The sequence below is a fragment of the Saccharolobus solfataricus genome, assembly GCF_900079115.1.
Classification (GTDB): domain Archaea; phylum Thermoproteota; class Thermoprotei_A; order Sulfolobales; family Sulfolobaceae; genus Saccharolobus; species Saccharolobus solfataricus.
On record NZ_LT549890.1, the window covers coordinates 985,164 to 998,602 of the forward strand.

Genomic DNA, 13,439 nt, shown 5'->3' on the forward strand with positions numbered 1-13,439 from the left:
CCCTAAATTAATTAATCTAGCATGTTTATATATATTTAATATGTTTGCAGTTATCTCGCCAAGCGCTTTCGGAAAATTAAAAGAAATACTGGGTTCAAATAAGAATTACAAATTTGTTATTACAACATTAGGAGTTTCTTTTGCGATAAAGAGCGGTATAGATATTGATAGCGCACTAGATCGTGGAGTAATAGTTAGAGCCTTTTCTCACAAACCTCCCAAGGTAGGAAATCTACCACAATATGAGTCTGAAGCAATAATGGTTGCCTTTGAGTTAAATGCATTACTTATAGCAGAAGACAAGGATGTTATAAACAAAGCAAAAGAGCTTGGGGTTAACGCAATTCCGATTGAAGAGCTTTTAGCATCATCTTAAGTATCACAGTTGAAGGGAATCCCCCTGGGATTTCCACCTTATCGTTAAATATGATTTTAGGCACACTTAAAACCCTATACTTGTCTCTTTCCTCTTCATACTCTGTTGCGTCATATATCTCCAGTTTAACATTTTCATTTATCTGAGAAACTTGATATAAGAACTCCGCGGTAATTGGACATTTAGTACAATCTGGAGTTACAAACAATTTAACGCTTCCTCTTACTTGCTTTGCTAATTCCACCTCCCTTTCATCTAGGTTAACAACGTTATTAGAGATTCTTACCAATGAGTTAAGAAACGGCCATAATTCATTTGCTATCGGAATACCATAATAAGTATAGTAAACCCTATCTCCCCTCTTAACTTTAACAAGAGGTTTTTTACAATTATTTAGAGTTTCAACGTTAACGTAATTTTTAAACTCGTGAAATAAACTATCTCCATTACATTGCTGTATTGTTATATCTCCCTTTTTAATCGCGTTAAGATATTCCTTGATAACGTAATCATAGCTCATATGAAATACCTCAAACTTTCTATACCTTCTAGTGACTTAATAATTGAGTTTTCTAAATCTTCTCTATTTTGAAACCTTTTAATAATATAAATGGTTGTACCATTCAATTCATATTCTAGTGGTGCTCCTAATCCTTGAGAGATTCTAGATGCTCTAGCATATCTTGTTCCCATTCCTATAAGATCATCCAAACTCTCCTTACCAGTGGGCAATGGAATTGGTAACAATATAGTTAAGTTCTCAATAAAAAACTCATAATCATCCATTACCACTCTTTCCCTTTTTCCCTCATTAACTAGGGAAAATCCCTTCTTCTTTAAATAATCCTCAAGTTTTCCCATCTTTACTCTTATATTTATCCACATCTAAATCAAAAAAGCCCTTCGCTGCATTAACTATGGCCTCAGAGAATGAAGGGTGAACAAAAGACATTAGCGCTAAACTCTCGATTCTTATTCTATTATTTACTACTAACGTTAAAATATTGATTAATTCCTCAGCCTTATCGCCAATTACTTCTCCAAAAACTATCTCATTTCTCTCATTTATTCCTAGTTTAACGTACCCATCCTTAAATCCATTGATAATTGCTCTGGTAGTTGCAGCAAACGGAAAAACAGAAAACTCCTTAGCCTCTTTATCGTTACCTACGATACCAACTTGAGGATCAGTATATAACACTTGGGGTATCTTAAGATTATCTATTAGGGGAAGAAATGTTGCGTCCTTAAGGATATGTAGTGATGCAATTACTGCATCTAAAATTGCTGAATGTGCAGTTTTTCTCTCTTTGTCTATTACATCACCTATTGCGTATACATTGTTCTTTACTCTTCTATACTTATCAACTACTATCCCACATTCATTAATACTCAATCCAAGTATTTCAATACCCTTAGGCAATTGCGGTCTTCTCCCTGTGGCATACACTATTACGTTTCCTTCTACCTCACCCTTTTCCGTAATCACTTTTCCATCATGAATCTTCACTATTCTAATGTTTTCCTCTATATTTACTCCATCGAATTCCAAGGAATCCTTTATAATACTTCTAGCATCCTCTGGAAATGTTGGTAAAATTTTACTTCTGGACAATAAGGTAACTTGTGACCCTAATCTGGAATACATTTGAGCTATCTCAACTCCTGCATAGCCTCCGCCAATAATAACCATTGAAGAAGGTACTGAATTCAAATTAACCGCATCATCTTCACTTAAAGTATTTTCAATGCCATTAATACTTGGTACCATCGGTTTAGAACCAGTAGCTATGATTAAATTATCGAACTCCACAATTCTCCCATTTACCTTTACCGTACTAGGAGAAATTATTTCAACTTCACCTAACTCAGTTTCACCGCCCGAATCTTCAATTAGCTTTCTTCCGGCGTTTGATAAGTAGTCTATAATTTCGTTTCTTTTACTGAAAAGGAGATCTTTATATTCAATTTCACCATCTAAGCCTATATAATACACAATTTCTTTAAATCTATTTAATAAAAAGGTTGCATCAAAAAGAAAAATACTTGGTACACAGCCGAAGTTTACACAAACTCCACCAAATTTCTCTTTTTCGGCAACTAGTACCTTCTTGCCCTTTCTCGCTAATATGCTTCCAGCAACATAACCGGCAGTACCACCGCCAATTATTACGATATCATATTTCATGCTAGGTCATTTAGAAGAATAATGTCCTATCAGCTTCCAATGTCAGATCTATTAATGTAGATCCTCCGACTAGTTCTATGCCTTCCACTACATCATCCTCTTTCATATGGCACATATCCTTTAGGCTTTGTACACAAACATACATTTTAACTCCATTTTCTTTTGCCATATCGAAGAAGTGTATAAATGGATTTCCGCCTTTTTTCCTCTCTTCCTCTTGCCATTTCTTATCTAATAATTTTGGCCCCTTTATCATAAAGAACACTGAAGTCTCATATTCCATTGAGGCAGATATTGAAGCCATAAATAATGGGGCATATGTCCTATCTAAATCCTCAGGACCATGGGTTACTACGATTAATATCTTCTTCTTTTGCTCTTCCTCTTGACCCTGAGTTTGAGCTTGAGCCATATTTTATTCCCAATTATAACTTCTTAAAGAACTTACTTAAATTTTTTATTAAACCATTATTCTCTTCCAATAGGTTGCAGAAAATAGGAAATAATTAAAATAAATGAAAAGGATAAAGCTTAAATAACTTAAATGCAAAAATAAATATGGTGAAAATATGGCTGAAGAAAAGAAGAAGAAATTATCCATAATAGTCTTCTCTGGTACGATAGATAAGTTAATGCCAGTTGGAATTTTAACATCAGGTGCTGCAGCATCTGGATACGAAGTTAACTTGTTCTTCACATTTTGGGGATTACAAGCAATCACGAAAAGGAGCCTAAATAGCCAACAACCACCTCAAATTGATAAGAACTACGAACAGATGGGTCCAATAATGATGCAAAAAATGCAAGAAATGAAATACCCAATGTGGCATCAACTAGTACAGCAGGCTAAGGAAATTGGAGAAGTTAAAGTGTTTGCGTGCTCAACCACTATGGAATTCTTCGGAATAAAGAGAGAAGACTTAGCGGAATTTGTAGATGATGTAGTTGGTGTTGCAACGTTTTTAGACAGAGCAGAAGGAGGAACAACTCTATTCATTTGAGGTGAGAGAAAGTGTCTCAAGAGGTTAGGATTGCGAAAACGTTAGATGCTAGGGGTATGTATTGCCCTGGTCCAGTTTTGGAGACAGCTAAGGCAATTAAACAAATAAATGTTGGTGAGGTTTTAGAAATATTGGCTACTGATCCAGCAGCTAAGCCAGATATTGAGGCTTGGGCTAGAAGGACTGGAAATCAAATAGTAGATATACAACAACAAGGAGGAGTAACGAGAATATTAATTAAAAGAGTGAAATAAGTTAAGCCAGAATTCTTTTTTAACAAAGTTTATAAGTATCTAATTCTTCTATTTAATTGTGAAATGGAATGGCTACTAAAACTATATTACCTCCTCTTCCTGATGATCCAAGATTTCTAGACATGTCATATGATGTTCAAGCCCCACTACCAGAGGAAGAGAGGAACTTGCTAAGTAATTTAAAACCGGAAGAAAGAGAAGTTGCAGTAAAGTTTTGGGAAGCTGTTAAAAGCGATTTCAGATATAATGAGTATTTAAGAGGATGTTTGAACTGTGGTGTTTGTACCTCGGGATGTCCTGCTGCAAAATTCTACGATTTCGGTCCTAGGGAAATGATACAGTACATGATGAGGGATGAAGTAGACAAGATATGGGAGTTTGTAAATAAGAAAGTTTGGGCCTGTGTACAATGCTACACTTGCTCAATGAGATGTCCATTTAATAATGAGATCGCTGGTTTGATAATGGTATTAAGAGAATATGCTGTAAAGTTTGGTTTACAATCAGCTAAGGAAGTATTAGCTCCTTATAGAAGAGTCTTATTAACAGTAATTACAACGGGCAACCAGGTTACACCAGATATGATCCAACCCGATGCGTTCCCGGACTGGGGACCACAAGCTGTAGAGGAGTCTAAGAATATGGATGTGTATAGGAAGGCAGTTCCAGTGGATCTTTTACAAAGGACTGATATAGGCTGGCACGCTTCATTACAGACTGCTGTTGAAATGATGACTATATTTGTAGAAGCAGGAGTTCTTGATTCCTTAAAGAACGTCGATAAGGACTTATATGATATGATCATGGATATATATGAGGAAAGGAAGCAACAATTAGAGGAGATCAAGGAGAAGTGGGAGAAAGGAGAGTTAAAGGAAGAGGATTTACCTGATAGTTGGTTAGAGTTATAGTATACTTTTTCCTAATGAAAGTATTTTTTCTGTAAAATTCGTTACTATATAAACTGTATCATAATACTAAGAGTGAGTTGGTTGTATCTGTAACTAACGTTTTTACCTCAAGTTGCGATAAAAATTATATTTACTCTTTCTTCTTGTTAGAAAGAAGTTTTAAAATAAAGTTTATAAATGTGAAATAACTAATATTAATAAGGTGGAATGTTGAGTCAAGATGAGAAACAAATACAAAGGGAAGTTCGAGAAGCCTTCCCAATGTCAGATGATGTTGACTGGAATGAGGTTTATCAGAGAATAATTTATAGGTATAGCACACCTCATGGACTAGAACATGTTAAAGAGGAAATGTATAAATTAGAAGATAAGGGCGAAATTATAATACACCATATTAAGCCCTACAATAACCCAGTAGAAGCCCAAACACTAAACGGATCTCCAAAGAAAATACCCACAACAAAATTATGGCATCATAAGAGTTGTGGACAGTGTGGCCACATACCCGGTTATCCAACCTCTGTTTTCTGGGTAATGAATAAGTTAGAAATAGATTACCTAGATGAACCGCATCAAACATCGTGTACTGGATGGAATTATCACGCGTCTGGTGCCTCCAACCCCGTAGCCTTGGCAGGAGTATATGTAAGGAACATGTGGAGAGCTTATGAAACGGGTTACTTCCCATTAATACATTGCGGAACATCATTTGGTCATTATAAAGAAGTTAGAAACATGATAATATTACACAAAGAGATAAGAGACAAACTTAGACCAATCATGAGAAAACTGGATATGGACATTGTAATACCAGAAGAGGTAGTTCATTATTCTGAATGGTTATATGTAATGAGCAAGAAAGCTGCACAGCAGAAGAAATACAATCTAGATAATATTAAGGCAGCTGTACATACTCCTTGTCATGTTTATAAGTTAGTTCCAGAGGATACTGTTTACGATCCCGAAGTATTCCAAGGTAGAAGACCAGCAGCCCCATCTGGAACTGTACAGAATTTCGGCGCTAAACTAGTGGATTACTCAACCTGGTGGGATTGCTGTGGATTCGGATTTAGACATATCCTAACAGAGAGGGAATTCAGTAGAAGTTTCGCACTATTTAAGAAGGTTATACCAGCAGTTGAGGAAGGGAATGCTGATATCTTTGTAACCTCAGATACTGGGTGTGTTACTACTTTAGATAAGAGTCAGTGGGCTGGAAAGGCTCATGGTTTCAATTATAACTTACCAGTATTAGCTGATGCGCAATTTGCAGCTTTAGCAATGGGCGCTGATCCATATATAATTGCTCAAATTCACTGGCACGCGACAGATGTAGAAGGTTTCTTAAGAAAGATAGGTGTTCCGGTTGATGATTATAAAGAGAAGTTCGTACAATATCTACAAGATCTAAGAGAAGGTAAGACGGAACCACAATACTTATATCCAAAGCATAGAAAGATTGACTTCTACTTATCACTTCCAGATAGAGTAAAATGGTACAAGAAGGAGGTTCCAAAGTAAATACAGTAAAAGCAAAGTTTTTTAAATTAAATTTACTTAATAAAAGGTGGTGATTAAGTGGCAAGTAAATCAGTCTTGGTTATAGGTGCTGGGCCAGCGGGTCTCTCAGCTACTAAGGAACTAGCGAATATGGGAGTTAATGTTGTAGTTGTTGAGAGAGAACCGTTCTTAGGTGGTACGCCCAAGAGGTTAAAGTATAGTTTATTATTCCCCGAGCTAAGACCAGCTTCTGAGGTTATCGATCCATTAGTAAAAACTGTCCAAGAGAACGGTAATGTTAAGATTTACACGGAAAGCATAGTTGATGCTGCTAAAAACACCTCTGACGGCTTTGAAATAAGTATTAAAGATAAGAATGGCAAAGTAAAGGTGGAGAAAGCTAATGCAATAATTGCAGCTTCTGGTTTTGAGCACTTCGATTCTAGAAGGAAGTATGAATACGGTTATGGTATAATTCCCAACATATACCAAATATCTGACATAGAGGGTATGCTTCACGAGAATAAGCTAGTTACCACAAAGGGAACTCCGCCTAAGAGGGTTGCAATATTATTATGTGTAGGTTCTAGAGACGCTACTGTAGGAAATACTTATTGCTCAAGAGTATGTTGTGCTGTGTCAATAAAGCAAGCTATGGAGATCAAACAGAGGATTCCAGATGCGGTAGTTCACATCTACTACATGGATATAAGAACTTATGGTCTAATGGAGGACAAATTATACTGGAAATCGCAACTAGATTACAGGGTTGGTTATATTAGAGGTAGAATTTCAGAGTTCATGAGAGGTCCTAACGACACTGTCATAATAAAGGGAGAAGATACGATGAACTTGAATAGGGCGCTGACTGTGCCTTATGACATGGTAATATTGGCTAATGGAATGGAGCTTGGATTGGGTTCAAAACAAGTGGCTAAGATATTGGGATTGGAGTTTGAAGAGCATGGTTTCGTTAAGCCGTTAGATCCAGATAGATTACCAGTCCAATCAACTAAGAAAGGAATATTCTTAGCTGGTGCAATAACTGGGCCTAAGACTATTTCAGATTCCATAACTGAGGGATATGCAGCAGCAATGAAAGCTTATGAATATATCACGCATGGAATATGGGAAGAGTCGGATTTCGCAAAGAAAACTGCGGAGATGAAGGTGGTACATCATTAACATTTTTTTAAACATTGATTACGTAAGGGATATTTTTAACGCGATATTAGCTAAAGATGCAAATAATACTGCTAAGAGCAATCCTAAGGAATCATTATCAATAATAATTAAAGCAATGCAGATGAAGACTGATTTCCTTAATTCTTTAGAGATTAATACTGAGGAAGACGTAAAGAAGTTATTTGACGTAATATTTTATGCTAAGAAACATTATAGTGAAATTATAGGTAATAATGGGATTGATAAGGTTAAGCTAGCTTTCAAAACCCTTAAAAACAAGGATTTACCTTATGATGAGAGAGTTAAAGCTTTTACTTCACTTAAGGCTAGTGAACCAGAAGATATTGAGGACATGGCTAAGGAAATAATTCACTTCCTAGAACCTGAAAAATATCCGTTATGGACTAGATGGGTCTGGAACCCCAGTAAGAACTCTGGTTCAATCACTTATGTGTTAAAGGATGGAGTAGTGTTGAAGAATGAAAAGGAGTATTTTGACGCGGTTTCTGAGCTGAGGGAAGTTCTTTCAATCTTTGGATTAGACTCACCTAATTATTATTATACTTCAATTTTTTTAGTATACTCTTACGTTAGATATGTAGATTATGCTACTCTGCTGGCTGTAGATAGGAAGGGAGGTGGGCTTTATCCATCTCACCTTTCTACTACAGCCATGGTTTTAGGTCTAAAGTCTTTCCTTAGGGTGATCCAACTTGCCAATTCCTGAATTAGAAAAACCCATAATTAAAGGTCTAATTCAAAAAGACAAGGTAATAGTTGATGGTGTAGAACTAGACGGAACATGGAACGCATTCATGATTGAAAGAACACAGACTGGCTACGATCCTACAGTATGGGACGAGATAGCCAATACTCTAGAAGGCGTTACAATAAGCGCGTGCTGGCAATGCGGAACTTGTACCTCTGGTTGTACGATGAGAGAATACGATCCAGACTATAGTCCAAGAAGATTTATAGACTTAGCCAGAAAGGGCGACAAACAAGCACTTATTGAACTACAAAACTCACTCTGGAGATGTGTATCATGTCAGAAATGTACTCACAGATGTCCTAAGGGAGTGCTGGTAGAAGAAGTGGTACATTCAATTCATCATTATCTATTAAAGCATGGGTTAGTTAAGAAAGATCCAGGTACAGTTTTCGATGAGTTATTCTTAGAGACTGTAATTAAAAACGGTGGAAGGATTTCAGAACTAACACTAGGTGCCGCTGCAGCTAAAGCTGGAATGGTTACACTGAGTTTGAAAGACCTTATTAATATAGGTGCAGCAATATTGAAAGGAGGGCTTATAAAAGATGTATTAAGGCCAAATAGAGTTAAGAACTGGGATAAAATACAAAAGGTACTGGAGGAAGCAATGAAGGAGGAGGTGGTACCAGAATGACATTACCTACACCTTATGGTAAAGTAGCATTTTATCCAGGCTGTGCTTTAGATGGATTAGGTAAATCTTATGACGTCTCATTAAAACTAGTTGCACAAGATCTAGGTATCCCGTTGGAGAAAATCGAGGACTATAACTGTTGTGGCGCATTAGAAGTAAAGAACGTAAATACTATGGCAGGAGTGTTATTACCAGCAAGGAACTTGGCATTAGCTAGGGAAATGGGGGCCGATGCGGTAGTTTCAGCTTGTCCTGGTTGTCACTATTCCTTATCTAGAACTCAATATTATCTGACTAAATACCCCAAATTAAGAGAAAAGACTAATATGTATTTAGAAAAAATGGGTACTAAGAATTATGATCTAAAGTTAATGCTAGTTCACGCTGTTGAATATATTTACAATACTGTAGGGATTGAGGCTATTAAAACTAAGGTAAGAAGACCGCTCACTGGGTTAAAAGTAGCACCATATTATGGATGCCTATACGTTAGGCCTAAATCATATACACTAGCTGGATATATGAAAATGAGGGATGACCCAGAGAGGCCATTCTTTATGGACGAGATACTGAAGGCCTTAGGTGCAGAAGTGGTACCATTTGAGGCTAAGACGATGTGTTGTGGTGGTCCTCATGTATACTCTGATGTAGAAGTAGCCTTACACTTAGAGGCTAGAATATTAAAGGAGGCTAAAAGAAATGGTGCGGAGATATTAGTCACAGATTGTCCTCTAGGTCACGTGGCTATTGAAACTAACATGGAGAAAATAGCTCAAAAGTATGGCGAAGATCTAAGGACGCCATTAGCTTACTTCTCGCAACTGGTGGCCTTCGCCTTTGGCCATAGCCCAGAAGAGACTTTGCTTACGGCAAATATTACTAATCCAATGTCAATACTCAAAAGATATTTGTAAACCTTTTTCCATTTATTATATATGTCTTTTTTATTCATAGATTTTAACACGCATTACGGTATAAGACTTTATAATTACACGGAAGAGCCTAAGCTTACAGAAGATGAAATAGAGATAAAGCGAATTTTACTAAATCCGATTTATAAGTACTCATGCGACTGCTGTGTAGATGGTTTTTATCAGCAATATCTTTGGGGAAGGAAAGATTATACACTAAAGCTTGGTATATATAATCCGAGATGCAGAGTTCCTCCTCAGGTGGAGCTCATTAGACAAGTGGATAGGGGTATAATTGGTGTAGTTCTAAGCCCTAAACATCACAACTTTTCATTACTTCATTCATCGCTTAACTTCGTGTATGAACTAATAGATAAGAGGGGATTAATTCTGGTACTATATGATCCTTCTTTAGACGAACTAAGATGGTTATTGGATAAATATACTTTTCCCGTTGTACTCATTAATAGTGAACACGTTGTTGACAACGAGAGAGTCTATTATGTAGTGAATCATTCTTCGAAAATTATCGATCCAAGAAGAAGTATTTATGGTAGTGATGCTCCGTATAATTCTCTTAATTTAATTCAAAGTGCAAAACTCTTTATAAAAAACCACGGCTATAATGAGGATGTTGCATATAAAAACGCAATAGAACTATTGAACCATGTTAATGCTAATTTTTAATAAGACCAACATTAAAGGTTTTTATGATAATTCTCCTAACTTATTATTGAAATGTGCGAGTTTAAAGTAGTTACTATTGAAAGACCCATAAGAGAAGATAATAATACTGTCTTAATTGACTATTATGATTTTGTTAAAATAAGTGATACTAAAATAATGAACGTCCTTGTCAAAGATTCAAGGGAAAATTACAGTAAAAGCTATTATTATTACATAAGAGATTATCTCAATAAGTTAAGAATACTTAAGGAGAACATGATTAACGTCAAGCTAGTATTTCCTTTTGAAAAGGCTAATGGTTCGTTAAACCTTAAGAAAGGGATAATTTACGTAACTAACGACAAGCAATTAGTTTACATGAACCTACATTCAAATGTATACGCTAATTGTGAAAATTGCATTGCGAAACCCTTCTGTACTTACTATTTAGCCAAAATCATTGGGGAAAATAGGTTAAAGATTGGTGTAAATAAGGGCAATCCTGGAGAAAGTTGGGATAAGGCTCTATCCTCTTTACAATCTAAGTATGTAAAGACTAAAGTAATTGAACTCCCTCCTTCTGATTAGGGCAGAAAGTTTAATAGACGTTAATTGATATCTCAGTAATAGTGATGAGCCCAGCTCACTAGATTGGATGAAGAAGGGTACGAACGCTGAGAAAAGTTTAAGTCGTTTGTTTCCATAGTCCACATATGAATCCGATAATTCTAGCACTTTTTGATGTGTCAATTTTCATCTTGTTAGCAGAAATTTTAAGCTCCCTTGTACAGAAATACGGTTTACCTAAGCTTATAGGTGAATTATTAGCTGGAATGATAATAGGCCCTTACGCCTTAGGTTCTTTATTAAATCAGTTGCTGGGCTTCCCCCTAATAGGCATAAATAGTTATATCGAATTTTTAGCTGAGTTTTCCGTAATTCTATTGATATTCGCCTCTGGTTTAGAACATGGAATTGCACCAATAAAGTCTTCTGGCATTCTAGGATTCCTAGGAGCAACGTTTGGTGCATTATTACCCTTTTTCGCAGCATATTACTTCTATATCTCAAGTTTTGGTTTAGATTCTGCTTTGATACTCGGTACCGCGATGGGGGCTACTAGTCTTGCAGCTGTAGCGTCTATAATTGAAGAAGGGAAATTGAAAGGTAAGGGTATAAACTTTATGGTCTCCTCTGCTGCAGCAGACGATGTAGTGGATTTACTTTTATTATCGGTTGTTATAGCTATTTTACAAGGTGAGTCTACAAGCGTTACCTCTATCAGTTTGAAAATAATCGCACTTGTAGTCATATGGGTAGTCATTTTAGTAGTTTCAATTATCTTAATTCCGAAAATAACTGATAGGATAAGCGATAAGTACATAGAAGAGTTCCCATTAGCAGTACTATTTGGTTTGACGCTATTAATGGTGTCACTGGGTTACTCCCCAATAATTTCGGCGTTCGTTGCGGGCGTTGCATTTGCAAATAGTGTAAAGAACAGCAAAATAAAGGAAATAAGTAGTACGTTACTTAGTGTTTTCGGCCCATTATTTTTCGTGTACATAGGTGCCGAAGTCAACTTTCTAACGCTTAATCTTAATACTGTAATATTATCCTTAGAACTAACTGCAATTGCCACAATTTTCAAATGGTTAGGGATATTCCCGTTTGCTCTAGCTTATTTAAGGAATGCAAAAGCAGCGAATACGGTAGCGTTAGGAATGGTACCTAGAGGTGAAACTGGATTAGTTATTGCTTCCTTAGGCCTTTCATATAACGCACTAAACCAAGAGGAATTTGAGGGTATAGTTTTCATGTCAATATTTACCACATTGATAGGTAGTGCGTTGTTTAAAATCTACGCTAAGAAGCATTTGGTCTCATGATCAAGTTTAAGATTAGTGCAAAGGAGATTAACGAAGTTATAGCGGCGAATAGATACGCATATGTATAGCTTATTTGATATAAGAACCCCATTATTACATTACCAAGAAATATCCCAATACTTCTACCTGCTGATAAGTAGCCCATACTTGTACTAAATGCTTCTTCTTTAGTTATCTTCGATATTATGGTAGGTTCAAAAGTCTCAGTTGAGGCGACACTAGTTCCCATTAAGAAAGAGAGAGGATAAAGGGAAAACACTCCAAAACTCGATAAATACGCAAACCCCAGAGATCCTAGTGCTCCAATTAAATATCCTAGAAATGCTAAACTTTCAAATTCTTTCATTCTTATTCTACCAAATAGGTACCCAAATAAAGAGGAAGCGCCAAGAAATATGCCATAAGATAATACTCCCAAATACTCCTTTCCAGTAATCTCTGTTGTAGTTAGAATAGGAAATCCAAAGCTGTACTGACTAAATCCGAAGAACATTGTAGATAATATAAGAGTCCAGAAGACCCTTTTTTGGGTTATTTTACTTTCTGCTTCTTTTCTCTTCGCTTTCTCACTTTTCTTCCCAGCATTTACCATGGTTAAAACAATTGTTGACATAAGCAAAGGTATTGAGGTGAATAAAAGAACAAAAAAGATGGAAACGCGAAGGTAAAGTAATACAGTTAGATAAATTATTGCTATTAACGCACCAGCGATGTCTAAAGAATGCAAAATTCCAAATGCCTCAGATCTCTCTTCCGGTGATGTGACTTCAGCCATCATCGCCCTTCTTGGTGGTGATCTAAAGTTCCTAAACCACCACCCTATCATGAAGAATATGAGGGCTTGAATGTAATCCCTAGATAGTCCTATTAGGGAAGTAAATAGAATAAGAACATTTCCAAGAATAGCAATCCTTTTTCTCCCAAACCTATCCCCAGCTAAACCTCCAGCATAAGCCATAACAGTACCAATCCCGTAATTTAATGCCTCAGCAAAACCATAAAGGGGAATTGGAGCTTTAAAGATCAATACGAAAATTATTGGAAAAGAGGCTACTACAGCCTGGTATCCAAGATCAGCGAAAAAGGCTGAAAAGGAGATTTTCAAGACTTCGTTTCTGTTTTTAAGCATACTAAAAATAAGGAGGAAAAATA

16 protein-coding genes and 1 pseudogene are annotated in these 13,439 nt (G+C 36.3%); 12 read left to right on the forward strand and 5 right to left on the reverse strand.

What is annotated here, in order from left to right:
* Nucleotides 1-40 precede the first annotated feature (40 nt).
* Nucleotides 41-376 carry a PIN domain-containing protein gene (locus SSOP1_RS05680; RefSeq protein ID WP_009989751.1) on the forward strand — a complete coding sequence of 112 codons (336 nt, stop codon included), beginning with the start codon at nt 41-43 and terminating at the stop codon, nt 374-376.
* Here SSOP1_RS05680 and SSOP1_RS05685 read toward each other — a convergent pair.
* From SSOP1_RS05685 to SSOP1_RS05700, 4 genes are read right to left on the reverse strand one after another with little or no spacing between them, the layout of a single operon-like run.
* Complete coding sequence (locus SSOP1_RS05685; protein WP_009989752.1) at nt 336-896, reverse strand: thioredoxin family protein; 561 nt, start codon at nt 894-896, stop codon at nt 336-338. The two genes, SSOP1_RS05680 and SSOP1_RS05685, sit on opposite strands and share 41 nt — an antisense overlap.
* The gene (locus SSOP1_RS05690; RefSeq protein WP_009989753.1) at nt 893-1,261 is read right to left on the reverse strand and encodes a hypothetical protein; all 369 of its coding nucleotides are present in this window, start codon (nt 1,259-1,261) and stop codon (nt 893-895) included. The genes SSOP1_RS05685 and SSOP1_RS05690 overlap by 4 nt, the downstream gene beginning before the upstream one ends.
* Complete coding sequence (locus SSOP1_RS05695; protein ID WP_009989754.1) at nt 1,224-2,564, reverse strand: dihydrolipoyl dehydrogenase family protein; 1,341 nt, start codon at nt 2,562-2,564, stop codon at nt 1,224-1,226. Before SSOP1_RS05695 ends, SSOP1_RS05690 begins: the two co-directional genes overlap by 38 nt.
* Nucleotides 2,565-2,574: 10 nt before the next feature.
* A complete protein-coding gene (locus tag SSOP1_RS05700; RefSeq protein ID WP_009989755.1) occupies nt 2,575-2,976 on the reverse strand; it encodes a DsrE family protein in 402 nt (133 codons plus the stop codon).
* A gap of 157 nt (nt 2,977-3,133) precedes the next feature.
* On the opposite strand from SSOP1_RS05700, the gene SSOP1_RS05705 reads away from it, so the two are divergent.
* The 11 genes and pseudogenes from SSOP1_RS05705 (at nt 3,134) to SSOP1_RS05755 (ending at nt 12,287) form a co-directional block, all read left to right on the forward strand.
* Nucleotides 3,134-3,565: a DsrE/DsrF/DrsH-like family protein gene (locus SSOP1_RS05705; RefSeq protein ID WP_009989756.1), complete on the forward strand. Its 432-nt coding sequence runs from the start codon at nt 3,134-3,136 to the stop codon at nt 3,563-3,565.
* A gap of 11 nt (nt 3,566-3,576) precedes the next feature.
* On the forward strand, nt 3,577-3,819 hold the full coding sequence (locus tag SSOP1_RS05710; protein WP_009989065.1) for a sulfurtransferase TusA family protein: 243 nt from the start codon (nt 3,577-3,579) through the stop codon (nt 3,817-3,819).
* 68 nt (nt 3,820-3,887) lie between these two features.
* On the forward strand, nt 3,888-4,730 hold the full coding sequence (locus SSOP1_RS05715; RefSeq protein WP_009989757.1) for a 4Fe-4S dicluster domain-containing protein: 843 nt from the start codon (nt 3,888-3,890) through the stop codon (nt 4,728-4,730).
* A gap of 207 nt (nt 4,731-4,937) precedes the next feature.
* Nucleotides 4,938-6,251: a CoB--CoM heterodisulfide reductase iron-sulfur subunit B family protein gene (locus SSOP1_RS05720; RefSeq protein ID WP_009989758.1), complete on the forward strand. Its 1,314-nt coding sequence runs from the start codon at nt 4,938-4,940 to the stop codon at nt 6,249-6,251.
* 57 nt (nt 6,252-6,308) lie between these two features.
* Nucleotides 6,309-7,415 (forward strand): CoB--CoM heterodisulfide reductase iron-sulfur subunit A family protein, encoded by a 1,107-nt coding sequence (locus tag SSOP1_RS05725; protein ID WP_009989759.1) that lies wholly within the window; start codon nt 6,309-6,311, stop codon nt 7,413-7,415.
* 43 nt (nt 7,416-7,458) lie between these two features.
* On the forward strand, nt 7,459-8,142 hold the full coding sequence (locus SSOP1_RS05730) for a hypothetical protein (RefSeq protein ID WP_029552524.1): 684 nt from the start codon (nt 7,459-7,461) through the stop codon (nt 8,140-8,142).
* Complete coding sequence (locus SSOP1_RS05735) at nt 8,129-8,821, forward strand: 4Fe-4S dicluster domain-containing protein (protein WP_009989761.1); 693 nt, start codon at nt 8,129-8,131, stop codon at nt 8,819-8,821. Before SSOP1_RS05730 ends, SSOP1_RS05735 begins: the two co-directional genes overlap by 14 nt.
* A complete protein-coding gene (locus tag SSOP1_RS05740; RefSeq protein ID WP_009989762.1) occupies nt 8,818-9,735 on the forward strand; it encodes a CoB--CoM heterodisulfide reductase iron-sulfur subunit B family protein in 918 nt (305 codons plus the stop codon). The genes SSOP1_RS05735 and SSOP1_RS05740 overlap by 4 nt, the downstream gene beginning before the upstream one ends.
* A 21-nt stretch (nt 9,736-9,756) precedes the next feature.
* Nucleotides 9,757-10,419, forward strand: a complete 663-nt coding sequence (locus tag SSOP1_RS05745; RefSeq protein ID WP_009989763.1) for a hypothetical protein — start codon at nt 9,757-9,759, stop codon at nt 10,417-10,419.
* Nucleotides 10,406-10,986: pseudogene (locus SSOP1_RS05750) on the forward strand (hypothetical protein). The gene SSOP1_RS05745 and the pseudogene SSOP1_RS05750 overlap by 14 nt, the downstream one beginning before the upstream one ends.
* 125 nt (nt 10,987-11,111) lie before the next feature.
* Complete coding sequence (locus SSOP1_RS05755) at nt 11,112-12,287, forward strand: cation:proton antiporter (protein ID WP_009989706.1); 1,176 nt, start codon at nt 11,112-11,114, stop codon at nt 12,285-12,287.
* Here the strand turns inward: SSOP1_RS05755 and SSOP1_RS05760 are convergent.
* On the reverse strand, nt 12,265-13,416 hold the full coding sequence (locus tag SSOP1_RS05760; RefSeq protein ID WP_009989705.1) for an MFS transporter: 1,152 nt from the start codon (nt 13,414-13,416) through the stop codon (nt 12,265-12,267). The two genes, SSOP1_RS05755 and SSOP1_RS05760, sit on opposite strands and share 23 nt — an antisense overlap.
* Nucleotides 13,417-13,439 lie beyond the last annotated feature (23 nt).